The 16,898-nt window shown below is 61.9% G+C and carries 14 protein-coding genes; 10 read left to right on the top strand and 4 right to left on the bottom strand.

Going from position 1 to position 16,898, the window contains the following annotated elements; genetic code table 11:
- Positions 1-85: 85 nt before the first annotated feature.
- Positions 86-1,723 (bottom strand): chaperonin GroEL, encoded by a 1,638-nt coding sequence (gene groL, locus BLP23_RS03235; RefSeq protein ID WP_092583511.1) that lies wholly within the window; start codon positions 1,721-1,723, stop codon positions 86-88.
- Positions 1,724-1,780: 57 nt separating this feature from the next.
- On the bottom strand, positions 1,781-2,077 hold the full coding sequence (gene groES / locus BLP23_RS03230) for a co-chaperone GroES (protein WP_004675403.1): 297 nt from the start codon (positions 2,075-2,077) through the stop codon (positions 1,781-1,783).
- A gap of 361 nt (positions 2,078-2,438) precedes the next feature.
- Between groES and BLP23_RS03225 the strand changes: the two genes are divergently transcribed.
- From BLP23_RS03225 to BLP23_RS03210, 4 genes are all read left to right on the top strand, one after another.
- Positions 2,439-3,287: a TIGR01459 family HAD-type hydrolase gene (locus tag BLP23_RS03225; protein WP_092583510.1), complete on the top strand. Its 849-nt coding sequence runs from the start codon at positions 2,439-2,441 to the stop codon at positions 3,285-3,287.
- Positions 3,288-3,301: 14 nt separating this feature from the next.
- Positions 3,302-4,285: a bifunctional riboflavin kinase/FAD synthetase gene (locus BLP23_RS03220; protein ID WP_092583509.1), complete on the top strand. Its 984-nt coding sequence runs from the start codon at positions 3,302-3,304 to the stop codon at positions 4,283-4,285.
- A 244-nt stretch (positions 4,286-4,529) separates the two neighbouring features.
- Positions 4,530-7,430 (top strand): isoleucine--tRNA ligase, encoded by a 2,901-nt coding sequence (ileS, locus tag BLP23_RS03215; protein WP_092583508.1) that lies wholly within the window; start codon positions 4,530-4,532, stop codon positions 7,428-7,430.
- A gap of 139 nt (positions 7,431-7,569) precedes the next feature.
- Positions 7,570-8,193, top strand: a complete 624-nt coding sequence (locus tag BLP23_RS03210; RefSeq protein WP_092583507.1) for a hypothetical protein — start codon at positions 7,570-7,572, stop codon at positions 8,191-8,193.
- Positions 8,194-8,509: 316 nt separating this feature from the next.
- Here the strand turns inward: BLP23_RS03210 and BLP23_RS03200 are convergent, their stop codons facing one another.
- Positions 8,510-8,947 carry a nucleoside deaminase gene (locus BLP23_RS03200; RefSeq protein ID WP_092583505.1) on the bottom strand — a complete coding sequence of 146 codons (438 nt, stop codon included), beginning with the start codon at positions 8,945-8,947 and terminating at the stop codon, positions 8,510-8,512.
- 91 nt (positions 8,948-9,038) lie between these two features.
- Between BLP23_RS03200 and BLP23_RS03195 the strand changes: the two genes are divergently transcribed.
- From BLP23_RS03195 to BLP23_RS03185, 3 genes are read left to right on the top strand one after another with little or no spacing between them, the layout of a single operon-like run.
- Positions 9,039-10,943 carry a pseudouridine synthase gene (locus tag BLP23_RS03195; protein WP_092583504.1) on the top strand — a complete coding sequence of 635 codons (1,905 nt, stop codon included), beginning with the start codon at positions 9,039-9,041 and terminating at the stop codon, positions 10,941-10,943.
- Positions 10,924-11,484, top strand: a complete 561-nt coding sequence (gene rsmD / locus BLP23_RS03190) for a 16S rRNA (guanine(966)-N(2))-methyltransferase RsmD (protein ID WP_092583503.1) — start codon at positions 10,924-10,926, stop codon at positions 11,482-11,484. The genes BLP23_RS03195 and rsmD overlap by 20 nt, the downstream gene beginning before the upstream one ends.
- 57 nt (positions 11,485-11,541) lie before the next feature.
- Complete coding sequence (locus tag BLP23_RS03185) at positions 11,542-12,393, top strand: patatin-like phospholipase family protein (RefSeq protein ID WP_407691761.1); 852 nt, start codon at positions 11,542-11,544, stop codon at positions 12,391-12,393.
- Here the strand turns inward: BLP23_RS03185 and BLP23_RS03180 are convergent.
- On the bottom strand, positions 12,390-14,198 hold the full coding sequence (locus BLP23_RS03180) for a monovalent cation:proton antiporter-2 (CPA2) family protein (protein ID WP_092583501.1): 1,809 nt from the start codon (positions 14,196-14,198) through the stop codon (positions 12,390-12,392). The genes BLP23_RS03185 and BLP23_RS03180 overlap by 4 nt on opposite strands.
- 119 nt (positions 14,199-14,317) lie before the next feature.
- Between BLP23_RS03180 and BLP23_RS03175 the strand changes: the two genes are divergently transcribed.
- The 3 genes from BLP23_RS03175 to BLP23_RS03165 all read left to right on the top strand — a co-directional run bounded on the left by BLP23_RS03175 (position 14,318) and on the right by BLP23_RS03165 (position 16,818).
- Positions 14,318-15,664, top strand: coding sequence for a TldD/PmbA family protein (locus BLP23_RS03175; RefSeq protein WP_092583500.1), 1,347 nt, complete (start codon positions 14,318-14,320; stop codon positions 15,662-15,664).
- Positions 15,665-15,698: 34 nt separating this feature from the next.
- Positions 15,699-16,508, top strand: coding sequence for a 3'(2'),5'-bisphosphate nucleotidase CysQ (locus tag BLP23_RS03170; RefSeq protein ID WP_092583499.1), 810 nt, complete (start codon positions 15,699-15,701; stop codon positions 16,506-16,508).
- A gap of 61 nt (positions 16,509-16,569) precedes the next feature.
- Positions 16,570-16,818 carry a DUF4170 domain-containing protein gene (locus BLP23_RS03165; protein WP_028739857.1) on the top strand — a complete coding sequence of 83 codons (249 nt, stop codon included), beginning with the start codon at positions 16,570-16,572 and terminating at the stop codon, positions 16,816-16,818.
- The last annotated feature ends 80 nt before the right edge of the window (positions 16,819-16,898 follow it).

Below are 16,898 nucleotides of genomic sequence, written 5' to 3'. Positions count from 1 at the left end.
TGCGAATCGCGCTCAAAAGAAAAGGGCGGCCCGAAGACCGCCCTTCCTGAACTGAACCGGATGGCTCAGATGCGAGACCTCAGTCTCACATCATGTCCATGCCGCCCATTCCGCCCATGCCGGCCGGCATTGCCGGAGCGTCCTTCTTCGGCAGCTCGGCAATCATGGCTTCCGTGGTGATCAGCAGGGAAGCAACCGAGGCTGCATTCTGCAGAGCCGTACGGACGACCTTGACTGGATCGACGATACCCATGGCGATCATATCGCCATATTCGCTCGTCTGGGCGTTGTAGCCGTAGTTGTCGTCATTCTTGTCGAGGATCTTGCCGACGACGATCGAAGCTTCGTCACCAGCGTTGTCAGCGATCTGGCGAACCAGCGACTGCAGCGCCTTGCGAACGATGTTGATGCCGGCTTCCTGATCGTCGTTCACGCCCTTGGACGTGATCTTGACAGAGGAACGGAGCAGGGCAACGCCGCCGCCCGGGACGATACCTTCCTGAACAGCAGCGCGCGTCGCATTGAGGGCGTCGTCGATGCGGTCCTTCTTTTCCTTCACTTCGACTTCCGTCGAGCCGCCGACGCGGATGACGGCAACGCCGCCTGCGAGCTTGGCAAGGCGTTCCTGCAGCTTCTCGCGGTCGTAGTCGGAGGTGGTTTCTTCGATCTGCGCCTTGATCTGTGCAACGCGGCCTTCGATGTCGGACTTGGCGCCGGCGCCGTCGATGATCGTGGTGTTTTCCTTGTCGATCGCGATTTTCTTTGTGCGGCCGAGCATGTCGAGGGTGACGGACTCGAGCTTGATGCCGAGGTCTTCGGAGATCACCGTACCACCGGTCAGGATCGCAATGTCCTCGAGCATGGCCTTGCGGCGGTCGCCGAAGCCCGGAGCCTTGACGGCAGCAATCTTCAGCCCGCCGCGCAGCTTGTTGACGACGAGCGTTGCAAGCGCTTCGCCTTCGACGTCTTCAGCGATGATCAGCAGCGGCTTGCCGGTCTGAACCACGGCTTCGAGAACCGGAAGCATCGACTGCAGGTTGGAGAGCTTCTTCTCATGCAGAAGGATGTAGGCGTCGTCGAGGTCAGCAACCATCTTTTCCGGGTTGGTCACGAAGTACGGGCTGAGATAGCCGCGGTCGAACTGCATGCCTTCGACGACTTCGAGTTCGGTTTCGGCGGTCTTGGCTTCTTCGACGGTGATGACGCCTTCGTTACCGACCTTCTGCATGGCTTCAGCAATGTCGCGACCGACTTGGCTGTCGCCGTTTGCGGAGATCGTGCCGACCTGCGCAACTTCTTCCGACGTGGAGATCTTCTTGGCCTTAGCCTGGAGATCCTTGACGACTTCAGTAACGGCAAGATCGATACCGCGCTTGAGATCCATCGGGTTCATGCCGGCTGCAACGGCCTTGTTGCCTTCGCGAACGATGGCCTGAGCAAGAACGGTTGCGGTCGTGGTACCGTCACCGGCGATGTCGTTGGTCTTCGAAGCGACTTCGCGGACCATCTGGGCGCCCATGTTTTCGAACTTGTCGTCCAGTTCGATTTCCTTGGCGACCGAAACACCGTCCTTGGTGATGCGCGGCGCGCCGAAGGACTTGTCGATGATGACGTTACGACCCTTCGGGCCGAGCGTTACCTTGACTGCGTCGGCGAGGATATCGACGCCGCGCAGCATCTTTTCGCGGGCGGTGCGGCCGAACTTAATTTCTTTAGCTGCCATTTTGAAAACTCCTGAGAAGGGTTGTCAGCGATTTCGGGTAAAAAGCGACCGGCTGGATCAGCCGATGATGCCCATGATGTCGGCTTCCTTCATGATCAGAAGGTCTTCGCCGTTGATCTTGACTTCTGTGCCGGACCACTTGCCGAACAGAACGCGGTCGCCAGCCTTGACGTCGAGAGCGACGACCTTGCCAGACTCGTCACGAGCGCCGGAACCGACGGCGACGATTTCGCCTTCCTGCGGCTTTTCCTTAGCGGTGTCGGGAATGATGATGCCGCCTTTGGTCTTTTCTTCGGATTCAACGCGGCGAACGACGACGCGGTCGTGAAGGGGGCGGAAGTTGGTGCTTGCCATTGTCTAATCCCTCGATCAAATGACATTCGCAGGCCGGACGGCCCACATGGATAAGTGTTAGCACTCTCCGTTGAGGAGTGCTAACGCCGAGCATTTAGGGATGGCTCCAGAAGGAGTCAAGAAGACCCATCACGGAATTTTGCGCCGGAATTGTGAAGAGGGCAGGAATTGTGCGAAGCATCGCCCGATTCGACGCGCATCGGTTGTCTGAGCTTGGGAAGGCCCGCTCAGGCTGTCAGCGGCGTGGCGTTCATCTCGTGGAAGGTCCGACGGTTTTTGCTGGCGATCGCCCGAAAATCCCTTGCCATCGCGGCATGCCTTTGCAATGTCACGCCTGACTGAAAGCAAATCGGGAAATCGAATGGCCAAGCGGATTGGAAGTTTAGCGGAGATCACCAGCCAGTATGATGCGGTGTTTTGCGATGTCTGGGGCGTGCTGCACAATGGCGTCGATCCTTTCCCGACGGCCGCTGCCGCTTTGGAAGCCGCGCGCGGCGATGGGCTTGCCGTCATCCTCATTACCAATTCGCCGCGCATTGCGCCTCAGGTCGTCACCCAGCTTCGCCAGATCGGCATCCAGGACGGCGCCTATGACCGGATCGTTACCTCTGGCGACGTCACCCGCGGCCTGATCGCCGAAGGCCCGAAGAAGGTGTTCCTGCTCGGCCCGGATCGCGATCTGGCCATCATCGAAGGTCTCGGCGTCGAGCGCGTCGATGCGAAGGAAGCTCAATCCGTGGTCTGCACCGGTTTCTTCGACGACGAGACGGAAAAACCGGAAGACTACACGGATATGCTCAAGGATTTTCAGGCGCGCAACGTGCCCATGGTCTGCGCCAATCCGGACCTTGTCGTTGAACGTGGTCACCGCATCATCCCCTGCGCCGGCGCCATGGCTGCCTATTACCACCAGTTGGGCGGCGAGATCCGCATCGCCGGAAAGCCGCACGCGCCGATCTACGACGCCGTGCTGGCAACCGCGCGCGAACTCCACGGCGAGTTCCCGAAAAGCCGCATTCTTGCCATCGGCGACGGCATGCCGACGGATGTGCACGGCGCTCTCGATTACGGCCTCGATCTCCTCTATATCAGCGGCGGTATCCACGCGAAGGAATACACGCTGAACGGCGAGACCGACGAGGCGATCCTGCATGCCTATCTTGAACGCGAGAAGGCCGCGCCCAAGTGGTGGATGCCGCGCCTCGCATAAGAAGAAGCCCGCCGATGACCGTTTTTCACCGCAATGAAACCCGCGAACTCTTGCCTACCCACCTGAAGGGCGGGGTGATTGCCATCGGCAATTTCGACGGCGTTCATCGCGGCCATCAATCGGTGCTGAAGCGCGCGCTGGAAATCTCGAAAGAGCGGGACATCCCGGCGCTGGTGCTGACTTTCGAGCCGCATCCCCGCACGGTCTTCAGGCCGGAAACACCGGTCTTCCGCATCACGCCTGCACCCCTGAAGGCCCGCATTCTGGAAGCGATCGGCTTCAACGCCGTCATCGAATATCCCTTCGACCGCGAATTCTCGCAGCGCTCGCCGGATGACTTCATCCACGGCATCCTGAAGGATTGGCTGGGCGCCTCCGAAGTCGTCACCGGCTTCGACTTCCATTTCGGCAAGAATCGCGAAGGCGGCCCGGCCTTCCTTATGGATGCCGGCCATAAATACGGTTTCGGCGTCACGCTGATCGACGCCTTCCGCGACGAGAATGCCGAGGTCGTCTCATCGAGCCGCATCCGCGAGTTGTTGAAGGAAGGCGATGTCAGCGAGGCCGCCGCGCTGCTTGGCTACCGCTACACCGTCGAGGCTGAGGTGATCGGCGGCGAAAAGCTTGGCCGCGAGCTCGGTTTTCCAACCGCAAACATGCAGCTTCCGCCGGAGGCCGAACTTGCAGCCGGCATTTACGCCGTCCGCTTCCGCCTGGACGATGGCAAGCTCTACGACGCGGTTGCGAGCTACGGCCGCCGCCCGACGGTGATCGAAAACGGCGCGCCGCTGCTGGAGACCTATCTCTTCGATTTCAACGGCGACCTCTACGGCCGGACCTGTTCCGTCTCCTTCTTCGGCCACCTGCGGCCTGAACTGAAGTTCGACGGCCTGGAACTGCTCGTCGAGCAGATCAAGCGTGACGAGCAGGAGGCGAGGGCGCTGCTTGCGGGTGTCCGGCCGCTCGGCGAACTCGACCTGAAGCTTTGTTTCGTCTGATGCCGCGACGCCGGTTGGCGCGGCCTCAAATCCCTCTTCCTTTTCCCGGCAAAAACGCCTATGAACCGCCGCTATGGATAAAGTCCGGCTGTCGAGTGCGATGCGAATTATCGGCCCGGCCTTCCGCGCGCGCTAAGCCGCCGGAAGGTCCGGGTTTTTGGCGCTTGGGCAAACGAGCGCTTCCGTCATCAGACATTTTTGAAGCCGTCGCGCCTTGAAGGCGCCCAGAAACGATTGCTGAAACATGACCGACACAGCCGAAAAGATCGACTACTCGAAGACCCTCTACCTGCCCGAAACCGACTTCCCGATGCGCGCCGGTCTGCCGCAGAAGGAGCCGGAAATCGTTGCACGCTGGCAGCAGATGGGCCTCTACGGGAAGCTGCGCGCATCCGCCGCCGGACGCGAGAAGTTCGTCCTCCATGACGGCCCCCCCTATGCGAACGGCAACATCCATATTGGCCACGCGCTGAACAAGATCCTCAAGGACGTCATCAACCGCTCGTTCCAGATGCGCGGCTTTGACGCCAACTACGTTCCCGGCTGGGACTGCCACGGCCTTCCGATCGAATGGAAGATCGAGGAGAAGTACCGCGAGAAGGGCAAGAACAAGGACGAAGTTCCGATCAACGAATTCCGCAAGGAATGCCGCGACTTCGCCGCCGGCTGGATCAAGGTGCAGTCCGAGGAGTTCAAGCGCCTCGGCATCGAGGGCGACTTCGACAATCCCTATACGACGATGAACTTCCACGCCGAATCGCGCATTGCCGGCGAGCTTTTGAAGATCGCGAGAAGCGGGCAGCTCTACCGAGGCTCCAAGCCGGTCATGTGGTCGGTCGTCGAGCGCACTGCGCTGGCGGAAGCCGAAGTCGAATACGCCGATGTCGAAAGCGACATGATCTGGGTGAAGTTCCCCCTCGCGGAAGGCCCCGCCGCTCTGGCCGGCGCCTTCGTGGTTATCTGGACGACGACCCCCTGGACGATCCCGGGCAACCGCGCGATCGCATTTTCGTCGCGCTACCCCTATGGCCTCTACGAAGTTGCGACCGCCGAGAACGACTTCGGCCCGCAGCCCGGCGAAAAGCTGATCTTTGCCAAGCGCTTGGCGGAGGAATCCGCTGTTAAGGCGAAAGTGACCTTCAATTTCGTTCGCGATATTAAAGCGGATGAACTTGCCGCCGTCACCTGCGCGCACCCGCTGCACGGCCTCGGCGGCGGTTATGATTTCAAGGTGCCGCTGCTTGATGGCGAGCATGTGACCGATGACGCCGGTACCGGTTTCGTCCATACCGCCCCCAGCCACGGTCGCGAGGATTTCGATGCCTGGATGGACAATATGCGGGAGCTCGAAGCGCGCGGCATCTCGTCCACGATCCCGTTCCCGGTCGACGATGCCGGCTTCTTCACCATCGACGCGCCCGGCTTCGGCCCGGATGCGGAAGGCGGCGCGGCGCGCGTTATCGACGACAGCGGCAAGAAGGGTGATGCCAATGAGCGCGTCATCAAAGCGTTGATCGCCCGTCAGTCGCTCTTCGCACGCGGCCGCCTGAAGCACTCTTATCCGCATTCCTGGCGCTCGAAGAAGCCGGTCATCTTCCGCAACACGCCGCAGTGGTTCGTCCATATGGACAAGGAGCTCGGCGACGGAACGACACTGCGCTCCCGTGCGCTGAACGCGATCGATGAGACCCGCTTCGTACCGGCTTCCGGCCAGAATCGCCTGCGCGCCATGATCGAACAGCGCCCGGATTGGGTGCTTTCGCGCCAGCGCGCCTGGGGCGTGCCGATCTGCGTCTTCGTCGACGAGCAAGGCCTGATCCTGCAGGACGACGAGGTCAATGCCCGCATCCTCGAAGCCTTCGAAAAGGAAGGCGCCGACGCCTGGTTCGCCGAAGGTGCGCGTGAGCGTTTCCTCGGCAAGAAGGCGAACGAGCCGTGGAAGCAGGTCATGGATATCCTCGACGTCTGGTTCGACTCGGGCTCCACGCACACATTCACGCTGGAAGACCGCCCGGACCTTAAATGGCCAGCCGATCTCTATCTCGAAGGCTCGGACCAGCATCGCGGCTGGTTTCATTCCTCGCTGCTCGAATCGGCCGCTACCCGCGTCCGCGCACCCTACAACGCCGTCCTTACCCATGGGTTCACCATGGACGAGAAGGGCGAGAAGATGTCGAAGTCCAAGGGCAACGTCACTGCGCCGCAGGAAGTTATGAAGGACGCCGGTGCGGATATCCTCCGCCTCTGGGTCATGACCTCCGACTACGCGGACGACCTTCGCGTCGGCAAGACGATCATTCAGACGAATGTCGATGCCTACCGAAAGCTCCGCAACACGATCCGCTGGATGCTTGGCACCCTCGCCCACGACAAGGGCGAAGTGATTGCACTCGCCGATTTGCCGGAACTGGAGCAGCTGATGCTCCACCGCTTGGCCGAGCTCGACGAGCTCGTGCGCGAGAACTACGATGCCTTCGACTTCAAGAAGATCGCCCGCGCGCTGATCGACTTTGCCAATGTCGAGCTCTCGGCCTTCTATTTCGACATCCGCAAGGACACGCTCTACTGCGATGCGCCGTCGAGCCAGCGGCGCCGTGCGGCTCTCCATGTCATCCGCAATATCTTCGATTGCATGGTGACCTGGATGGCGCCGATGCTGCCCTTCACGATGGAAGAGGCGTGGCTCTCGCGCGATCCGTCGGCGGTCTCGGTTCATCTCGAGCAGTTCCCGGTGATCCCGCCCGAATGGAAGAACGAGGCGCTGGCCGGCAAGTGGAAGAAGGTCCGTGCGATCCGTTCGGTCGTCACCGGCGCTCTGGAGATCGAGCGCAAGGATAAGCGGATAGGCTCGTCGCTGGAAGCAGCGCCCGTCGTACATGTCACGGACAGCGTGCTTCGCGCTGCTCTTGATGGGCTGGATTTCTCGGAAATCTGCATCACCTCGGACATTGCCGTCGACGGCGCCGAGGGGCCGGCCGCAGGCTTCCGGCTGCCGGAAGTTCCGGGCGTCAGCGTCGAGCCAGCTCTTGCCGAGGGCACCAAATGCGCCCGCTCCTGGCGTATCACCAAGGATGTCGGCTCCGATCCGCAGTATCCCGATGTATCGGCCCGCGATGCTGCTGCATTGCGCGAACTCGGATTGTAATACTGAAGAAAATTGCCGGATGAATTGCTCTTTTGCAGTTCATCCGGTAAAAGCTGCCTGAAAATGGCCGGATTTTTACGTCAGGGGGACGATCATCCGGTAGGGCGATGATTGCACCGGCATGGCTGGAAGGGTTTTCATGTTAGCGACGCGTTGGTTCCGTGTAGGCGCTTGCCTGGCTGTTGTTGTGGCGGCGGGCTCGATAGCTTCCGGCTGCAGCCCGACCTACGGTACAGGCACGACGGCGATGGAGCAGCTTGGCGACGATATCGGCCAGTCCGTGTCTTTGGCTCCCCGCGAGCCGAAGAACAAGGGCGTCAAGTACACGCCGCGCCCGACGCTGGTCTTGCCTGCCCAGGCTTCCAGGGAAGCCCTGGTCGAGCCGCAGCAGACAATCGCCAGCAAGGAAAATCCGCAGTGGGTCGAGTCGCCGGAAGAAACGCGTGCACGCCTCGTCAAGGAAGCCGACGATAACGAAGACAAGTACACCTATGTGTCGCCGCTCGCCAAGAACGGCGTCGAAGGCGGTCGCCAGACCACCGAAGCGCAGACCAAGGCCTACCGCGAAGCCCGCGCCCTGCAGAAGGGGGCCTATCTCGATCAGCGCCGCTACATTTCCGATCCGCCGTCGACCTATCGTCAGGTCGACGATCCCGCCAAGCTGGAAGATCTTGGCGAACCCGAGCTCAAGAAGGCAAAGCAGCGCAAGAAGGATGCCGCAGTTGCCGGTACCGGCAAGCAGTGGTGGAACTTCCTTCAGTAAGTTCAGGCCATCTCAGGCTTGCCGCGCCGCAAACCAGCGGCGAACGAGCGCGATGTGCGCAATCTGACATCCGAAAAGAAAACAGCCGGTGAAAGCGAGCTCGTTTCCGCCGGCCATGCCGCTTGCGATCAGCAGGATGAAGACGGCGATGTCAAGTGGGGCACGGAGCCGGAGGCCATGAACCGGTGCGCCGACCAATTCACCTTGCCCCGAAAAGACCATTGCATCGGGATTTTCTCTGCACCCGGCGCGACCGCCCCCTGTAAGCCCGGGCCGCGAGCGCGACTATGGCGGCGAGAGCAAGAATGACTAGGGGTCATGGAAGCTCTCTCTTTTCGACAAAGAACGTCCTGAGAATGTCCGCTGATTCCGTTTCGTTCAAACCGGAATAGACCTCCGGCGCGTGATGGCAGGTTGGCTGGGCGTAAAACCGCACACCATTGTCGACTGCCCCGCCTTTGGGATCTTCGGCGCCGTAATAGAGCCTGCGGATGCGCGCAAACGAGATGGCCGCGGCACACATGGTGCAGGGCTCCAGCGACACGTAGAGGTCGGCGCCAACTAGACGCTCTTTCCCCAGGACTTCGCAGGCCCTGCGGATCGCAGCCACTTCGGCATGGGCCGTGACGTCGTTGAGCTCCCGCGTCCGATTGCCGGCACGCGCGACGACGGCGCCATCGAGCACTACCACGGCTCCGATCGGCACTTCGCCGCGCTCGCCCGCTGCTCGCGCTTCGTCAAGGGCCATCTCCATAAACCGATTTGTCTTCACGATCCGGCAATTTCCCACTTAACCGCAAGGGCGCGACCTGATAGACAGGCCCCAAAAGGCAGGCAAACAACAAATGACATTCAAAGACAAGCCAAAACGGCCGGGCGGCAAGCCCTCCGCGCACGATGCGCGGCCGAAAACCGAAGGCAAACCGGCAAGAAGCTCGGCGGCCCCCAAGGCTGCAGCCGCCGAGATCGAAGGCGAAGCCAAGGCCGAACGCATCTCCAAGGTCATGGCGCGCGCAGGGGTTGCCTCGCGTCGCGACATCGAGCGCATGATCATGGAAGGCCGCGTCACGCTAAACGGCAAGACGCTCGATACGCCGGTGGTCAACGTGACGCTTTCCGATAAGATCGAGGTTGACGGCGTGCCGATCCGCGGCACCGAGCGCACGCGCCTCTGGCTCTATCACAAGCCGGCCGGTCTGGTGACCACCAATTCCGACCCGGAAGGCCGCCCGACGGTTTTCGACAGTTTGCCAGAAGAGCTGCCGCGTGTCATGTCGATCGGCCGGCTCGACATCAATACCGAAGGTTTGCTGCTGCTGACCAACGACGGCGGTCTTGCCCGCGCGCTCGAACTGCCGACCACCGGCTGGCTCCGCCGCTACCGCGTGCGCGCCCATGGCGAGATCGATCAGGAAGCGCTCGACAAGCTGAAGGACGGCATTGCCGTCGACGGCGTGCTCTACGGCTCCATCGAAGCGACGCTTGACCGCACCCAGGGTTCCAACGTCTGGATCACCATGGGTCTTCGCGAAGGCAAGAACCGCGAAATCAAGAATGTGCTCGGCGCGCTCGGCCTCGACGTCAACCGTCTCATCCGCGTTTCCTACGGTCCGTTCCAACTCGGCGATTTGCCGGAGGGCCACGTCGTTGAAGTGCGCGGACGCACGCTGCGCGATCAGCTTGGCCCGCGCCTGATCGAGGACGCCAAGGCGAACTTCGATGCCCCGATCTATAACGCGCCTGCCCTTGCTGCCGAGGAAGAGGTGGAAACGCGGCCGGAGAAGCGCGAGCGCTCCTGGAAGCCTGAGGACAAGCGCGAGCGTGCTTTGAGCCGTCTCGACACCAAGCGCGACGATCGCCGTGATGACCGCCGGGATGGCAGGCGCGGAGGCGACCGCGATGTCGGCCGCAAGGAAGACGACCGGCCCAAGCGCCCAGCGCTTGGCAGCCGCAGAAACGCCAACGTCTGGATGGCGCCCGGCGCCCGTCCGCTCGGCGAAAAGGCAGCCGCCAAGGCCGCGAAGAATGCCCAGACCGCCCGCAAGCGTGGCGAGAAGCCGGGCAGCAGTAAGCCGCAGCCTTCCAACTACGGCGACGACCGGCCACGCGTGCAGATCAACCGCGCCCGCGACGAAGAAGGCGAGTGGATCCGCTCCAGCGAAGTTTCGCCGAAGTCCAAGGATGACGGCGAGGGTTTTGGCCGCAAGCGCTCGTCCGGCGATCGTCCTGCACGCCCGGATCGCGGTTCTGGCGACCGTCCGGCTCGTGGCGACCGCCCTTCACGTGGGGAGCGGCCCTTCGGCGACAAGCCCCGTGGCGACCGCACACCACGTGCTGAGGGTGACGACCGTCCCCGTTCTTTCGGTGACCGTCCGGCTCGTGGTGACCGCCCGTCCGGTGACCGTCCTCCGCGTGGGGATCGGCCTTTTCGCGACAAGCCCCGTGGTGACCGCAGACCACGCGAAGAAGGTGACGAGCGTCCTCATGCCTTCGGTAATCGTCCGCGCGCTGCCCGCAGCGCTCCCGGCGAGGGCCGCTCCGAACGTCCGCGCGGTGAAAGGCCGTTTGGCGATAAACCTGCGGGCGACAAGCCCCGTGGCAAGAGCTTCGGCAAACCGGGCGGTGGTTCAAAGAATTTCTCAAGCAAGCCTAAGGGCGATCGGCCGGGCGGTGGCAAGCCTTCGGGCGCGCCGTCGCGTGGTGGACCGAAAGGAAAGGGAATGACGCGCGGTGCGGATCGTCGGCGGTGAGTTTCGCGGACGGCCGCTCGCCGTACCGAAATCGAACGACATCCGGCCGACTGCCGACCGGACGCGTGAGAGCCTATTCAATATCCTGAGCCACGCCTATTCGGAATGCCTCGACGGCACCCGGATTCTCGATCTTTTTGCCGGCACGGGCGCCGTCGGCCTTGAAGCCATTTCGCGCGGCTGCCGTCATGCGCTCTTTGTCGAAAACAGCGTCGAGGGCAGGGGGCTTCTCTGGGAGAATATCGATGCGCTCGGCCTCCACGGCCGCACCCGCATTCTGCGGCGTGACGCCACCGACCTGGGTCCCGTCGGCAATCTCGAGCCCTTCAGCATGCTTTTCGCCGATCCACCCTATGGCAAGGGTCTGGGTGAAAAGGCGATGGCAGCTGCCGCCAAGGGCGGCTGGCTCGCCCCGGGCGCGATTGCCGTTCTCGAAGAGCGGTCGGATGTTGCCGTTTCAGTTGATCCTTCCTATCTCTTCCTCGAAGATCGCATCTTTGGCGATACAAGGGTTCATTTCTTCCGCTACCAGCCTGAATAAGGGCGGCGGGTTATCCGGAGTTGAGTTGTGCGGCAGGCGGTTATTGCGAATAACGAAATGCCTGTTGCGAGCCGCATGCCGACGGTGGCCATCGCCTTCGGCGGTGGCGGTGCCCGTGGGCTCGCCCATATCCACGTGATCGAAGCCCTGGACGAGCTCGGCATCCGGCCCGTTGCGATTTCCGGCGCGTCGATCGGCGCCATCATGGGTGTGGGTATGGCGGCCGGCATGAGTGGCGAGGCGATCCGCGAGCACGCGCTGATGACGGTCGGCAACAAGACGGCTGTCGTCAGCCGCATCTGGGGTCTCCGGCCGCAGACGGTCCGGGACGCCGTCGCAAAGGGCATCCGTATCGGCCAGTTCAATCTCGAGCGTATCCTCAAGGCCTTCCTGCCGGCCGGCCTCCCCGATCGCTTCGAAGATCTGCCAATTCCAATGAATGTCATCACGACCGACTACTACGGTCAGAGCGAAGTCATCATCGGCGAAGGAGCGCTGTTTCCGGCGCTTGCCGCATCGTCTTCCATCCCTGCAGTCTTCATGCCCGTTCGCCTCCACGGCCGGGTGATGATCGATGGTGGCATCAGCAATCCGGTCCCCTACGAGTGCCTGATGGATATTGCCGACATCGTCATCGGTGTCGATGTCGTCGGTGCGCCGGAGGGCGATGGCACACATATTCCGAACCGCATGGAAAGCATTTTCGGTTCCGGCCAGCTGATGATGCAGACGGCAATTACGCTGAAACTCAAGCTCCAGCCGCCGCATATCTTCCTGCGCCCGGCCGTCGGCCGCACTGGCGTGATGGATTTTCTCAAGGCGCGCGAGGTACTGGCGATGTCTGCGGGCGTCAAGGATGAACTGAAGCGCGCACTCGATCAGGAATTCGAAGCCCGCCTCAGAGTCTAGGCATCCGCTGTCACGTCAGCCGTTCCTGCTAGCGGATCTTCGCTGAAATCCATCGTTCGCTTGGGCTTCACCAGCGGTTCCGGCCGGACTGGCTGGGAAAAGAGCATGTCGCGGCCCGCCTGCAGCCCACCGGTCACCTGAAGCGCCAGCCGCTCCTCGTCGCGCTTGCGGATATCCTCGCCGATCTCCAAGGCGTCCGCATCGTCCACCCCGAGCGCCTCAAGCGTGCGGCGGCCAAACAGCAGGCCGGATTCCAACGTTTCGCGGAGCTCGTAGTCGACATTGCGATTCCTGAGGGCGATCGAATGGACACGGTCGTAGGAGCGCACAAAGAGTTTCGCGTGCGGATATTCGGCCTGCACCAGGTCCACCACCTTGTCGGTGATTTCCCGCTTCTGCGTGCAGACGACGACGATCTTCGCCCTGTCGATGCCGGCCGAGCGCAGTACGTCCTTGCGCGTTCCGTCGCCGAAATAGATACGGAAGCCGAAGGAGGACGCCTGGCGGATACGGTCCGCGGAGAAATCGATGACCGTCACGTCGCGCCCGCCCGCGAGCAGGATCTGCGCGGCGATCTGGCCGAAACGCGAGAAACCGACCATCAGCACATCGGCCCCCGCACCCTCGAAGTCCTCATCGAGCTCCTCCTGATCCTCGCCTTTCAGCATACGTTTCGAAAGTCCTGCCCCGAGCGGAGTCAGCGCCATCGACAGAGTAACGATGGCGACCAGAAGCGATGCCGTGCTGAAGGGCATCAGTCCCGCCGCACCGGCAGTCGTGAACAGCACGAAGCCGAATTCGCCGCCCTGCGGGAGCAGGAAAGCGATGCGGATGGCGTCGTCGTGCGAAGAACCGCTCACCCGGCAGAGGCCGTAGATGATCACAGCTTTGACGGCCATCACGATCGGCACCGCGACGACGATGAAGAGCGCGTTGTCGAGTAGCACGTCCAGTTCCAGCGACAGGCCGACCGCCATGAAGAAGATGGCGAGGAGCACGCCGCGGAAGGGTTCGATATCCGCCTCAAGCTCGTGCCGGTAGGAGGATTCGGCGAGCATGACGCCGGACAGGAACGCGCCCATCGCCATGGAAAGCCCGGCAAACTGCATTAGGCTCGCCGATCCCATGACCACGAAAAGCGCCGCGACGATCATCGCCTCGCGTGCTCCGGTCCTTGCAATCACCTGGAAGAGCGGCGTCAGAAGATAGCGCCCCATGACGATCATCGCGCCGACGGCACCGACCGCGATCGCAAAGTCCATCAGCGGCGTGTTGCTACCGGTTCCACCGTCGAGAATGGTGATCAGCGCCAGGAGCGGCACGATGGCCAGGTCCTGGAAAAGCAGCATCGAAAAGGAGCGCTGCCCGTATTTGGTGTTCACCTCGCCAACATTGTCGAGGATCTGCATCGCAAAGGCAGTGGAAGAAAGCGCCAGCCCAAAGCCCGCAACGACGCTTCCCCGCCAGTCGAGCACGCCGGAGAAATAGGCAAGCCCCGTCAGCGCCAGTCCCGTCAGCATCACCTGCGCGGTGCCGAGCCCGAAGATGTCACGCCGCATCTGCCAGAGCCGCGAGGGCTTGAGCTCGAGGCCGATGATGAAGAGCAGGAAGACGACGCCGAGCTCGGCAACACCCAAAATCTGCTCGCCGTCGGTGATGCCATGAAATATCGGACCGATAACGACGCCGGCGGCAAGATAGCCGAGCACCGTGCCGAGCCCGAGCTTCTTGAAGATCGGGGCGGCAACGACCGCGCCGCCGAGCAGCAGGATCGTTTCGGAAAAGAGGGCATTGGGGGCGGACATGTCGCGCAGTTTCTTTCAATGGCGGGAAGCGCGCAAGCTGCGCGAAAAAGAATCGGCGGCCGCGGCCTTGATGCTTTCGGAAGTGCACAATAAATGGAAGCCCAAGGAAAGGCCAAATCATGTCCTCAGAAATAGATTCCTCGACACTTCTTTCCCGTGCAAGCCAGTTGATCGATCTTGCCAGGACGGCCGGCGCCGATGCCGCCGATGCGGTTGTCGTGCGCTCGCGCTCGCAATCCGTCAGCATCCGCCTCGGCAAGGTCGAAGGCACGGAATCGTCTGAGAGCGACGATTTCTCGCTGCGCGTCTTCGTTGGCCGGAAGGTCGCGAGCGTTTCCGCCAATCCCGGCTTCGACCTGAAGGCGCTCGCCGAACGCGCTGTCGCGATGGCAAAGGTCTCGCCTGAAGATCCCTTCGCCTGCCTTGCCGACGAGCAGAGGCTTGCTAAGTCCTATGCCGATCTTGAGCTTTTCGACCCGACGGAAGTTTCCGCCGACATGCTGCGCGAGGCAGCGCTCGCGACCGAGGCCGCCGCACTTGAGATCAAGGGTGTCACCAACTCGTCCGGAGGCGGAGCCTCCGCTGGTTTCGGGGGGCTGGTTCTCGTCACCTCGCACGGCTTCCAAGGCAGCTATATGGGCTCGCGCTTCGGCCGTTCCGTGAGCGTCATTGCCGGCGAAGGCACCGGCATGGAGCGCGATTACGATTACGACAGCCGCCTTTATTACGCCGAACTCGACGATGCCGCCGAAATCGGCCGCCGCGCCGGCGAACGTGCCGTCAAGCGCCTCAATCCGCGTCAGGTCGATACCGGCAAGGGCGTCACCGTCGTCTTCGATCCGCGCATTGCCCGCGGTTTCGTCGGCCACATCGCTGGCGCCATCAATGGCGCGTCCGTGGCGCGCAAATCCAGCTTCTTGCGCGACAAGATGGGCCAGCAGGTGTTGAAATCCGGCCTTTCGATCACCGACGATCCGCTGATCGTCCGCGGCCCGTCCTCGCGTCCTTTCGATGGCGAAGGCATTTCCGGCGAGCGGCTGGTGATGATTGAGGACGGCGTCCTGAAGCATTGGTTCCTTTCGACTGCGACGGCGCGTGAAATCGGCATGGAAACCAATGGCCGCGGCGTGCGCAGTGGTAATTCGGTGACGCCTGCGTCGACGAACCTTGCGCTGGAACCGGGTGATATCTCGCCGGAAGAGTTGATCCGGAGCGTCGGGAACGGCTTCTACGTGACAGAGCTTATCGGCCAGGGTGTCAATATGCTCACAGGCGAATATAGCCGCGGCGCGACCGGCTTCTGGATCGAAAACGGCGAACTGACATTCCCTGTCTCCGAAGTGACGATCGCCTCGAACCTCAAGGAGATGTTCATGCGCGTGACACCCGCAAACGACATCGATCGCAAATATGGCGTAGCGGCCCCCACCCTGGCGATCGAGGGAATGACGCTTGCGGGACGCTAGCGCGCCGCGACCTTGTTGGAATTGGATTGATGCAATGTGTGACGTTCGAACGGCCCGCTGGCAAAGCGATCTCGAATTGATCGCCGATGCCGCAAAGCAGGCGGGTGATGTTGCTCTCGGTTTCTTCAATCAATCGCCGGAAGTCTGGTGGAAGAATGAAGGCCGCTCGCCCGTCAGCGCTGCCGATTTCGCCGCCAACGAAAAGCTGGAATCCATCCTGCGCCTCGCCAGGCCGGATTACGGCTGGCTTTCCGAAGAGACCGAGGACAGCGCCGCCCGGCTGTCGGCCGAGACGCTTTTCGTCATCGATCCGATCGACGGCACGCGTGCCTTCCTCGGCGGCTTGGATCTCTGGTGCGTCAGCGTCGCCGTCGTCCATCGCGGCAGGCCGGTTGCCGGAGTGCTCTACGCTCCCGCCCTCGACGAGCTGTTCGAGGCCGTCGAAGGCGGTGCCGCGATGAAGAATGGCGAGCCCATCGCCGTATCGGCCAACGGACCGGATACCGTCAGTCGTTTTGCGATCGGCGAAGACATCCTGAAGGCGTTCCCCGATCCCTTCCGGCGGAAAATCGAAAGGGTGAAGCATGTGCCCTCGCTTGCCTATCGCATCGCGATGGTCGCGGACGGCCGTCTTGAAGGTACCTTCGTCAAGCGCAATTCGCACGACTGGGATCTTGCCGCAGCCGATCTCATCCTCGAACGCGCCGGCGGGCGGCTGACCGATCTCGATGGACGCGCGGTCCTCTACAACCGTTCTGAGGTTAGTCATGCCGAGCTTTGCGGTGCTGCCGGCCCTCGCGTTGCGGAGTTTCTAGAAGGGCTTGCTGAAATACGAAGCAGTTGACGTTTGCGTCAAAATCCCGCAGATGAAAGCGCGGAGGAGACCAGAAGAGAAAGAGAAGAAAATGACGGAATCTGGCGGCAAAAAGCAGCTCTTGCATCTCGTATTTGGCGGCGAACTGGAAAGTCTGACCGATGTTCAGTTCCGCGATCTGAATGATCTCGATATTGTCGGTATTTTTCCGGATTACGCCTCGGCGCTAGGGGCCTGGAAGGCCAAGGCGCAGTCGACCGTGGACAACGCGCATATGCGCTACTTCATCGTCCATATGCATCGCTTGCTCGATCCACAGGACAAGGCTGGAAATAACTAATTTTTCAGCATTTTACGCGCCGGATGCCGCCCATTCGGCCGTCTTTGCGCATCGTTAGAGACGCGCCACAGGCGATTGAC

Origin of the sequence: Rhizobium mongolense subsp. loessense, assembly GCF_900099775.1 — a bacterium.
Lineage (GTDB): Bacteria > Pseudomonadota > Alphaproteobacteria > Rhizobiales > Rhizobiaceae > Rhizobium > Rhizobium loessense.
This window is presented reverse-complemented; position numbering and strand designations above follow the sequence as displayed.

Excerpts from the sequence above, each read along its gene's own strand:
- BLP23_RS03165 (WP_028739857.1), top strand. The coding sequence starts at position 16,570 with ATGACGGAATCTGGCGGCAAAAAGCAGCTCTTGCATCTCGTATTTGGC.
- BLP23_RS03210 (WP_092583507.1), top strand. The coding sequence starts at position 7,570 with ATGTTAGCGACGCGTTGGTTCCGTGTAGGCGCTTGCCTGGCTGTTGTT.
- BLP23_RS03185 (WP_407691761.1), top strand. The coding sequence starts at position 11,542 with ATGCCTGTTGCGAGCCGCATGCCGACGGTGGCCATCGCCTTCGGCGGT.
- BLP23_RS03175 (WP_092583500.1), top strand. The coding sequence starts at position 14,318 with ATGTCCTCAGAAATAGATTCCTCGACACTTCTTTCCCGTGCAAGCCAG.
- BLP23_RS03180 (WP_092583501.1), bottom strand. The coding sequence starts at position 14,198 with ATGTCCGCCCCCAATGCCCTCTTTTCCGAAACGATCCTGCTGCTCGGC.
- BLP23_RS03225 (WP_092583510.1), top strand. The coding sequence starts at position 2,439 with ATGGCCAAGCGGATTGGAAGTTTAGCGGAGATCACCAGCCAGTATGAT.
- BLP23_RS03220 (WP_092583509.1), top strand. The coding sequence starts at position 3,302 with ATGACCGTTTTTCACCGCAATGAAACCCGCGAACTCTTGCCTACCCAC.
- ileS (WP_092583508.1), top strand. The coding sequence starts at position 4,530 with ATGACCGACACAGCCGAAAAGATCGACTACTCGAAGACCCTCTACCTG.
- groES (WP_004675403.1), bottom strand. The coding sequence starts at position 2,077 with ATGGCAAGCACCAACTTCCGCCCCCTTCACGACCGCGTCGTCGTTCGC.
- groL (WP_092583511.1), bottom strand. The coding sequence starts at position 1,723 with ATGGCAGCTAAAGAAATTAAGTTCGGCCGCACCGCCCGCGAAAAGATG.
- BLP23_RS03200 (WP_092583505.1), bottom strand. The coding sequence starts at position 8,947 with ATGGAGATGGCCCTTGACGAAGCGCGAGCAGCGGGCGAGCGCGGCGAA.
- BLP23_RS03195 (WP_092583504.1), top strand. The coding sequence starts at position 9,039 with ATGACATTCAAAGACAAGCCAAAACGGCCGGGCGGCAAGCCCTCCGCG.
- BLP23_RS03170 (WP_092583499.1), top strand. The coding sequence starts at position 15,699 with ATGTGTGACGTTCGAACGGCCCGCTGGCAAAGCGATCTCGAATTGATC.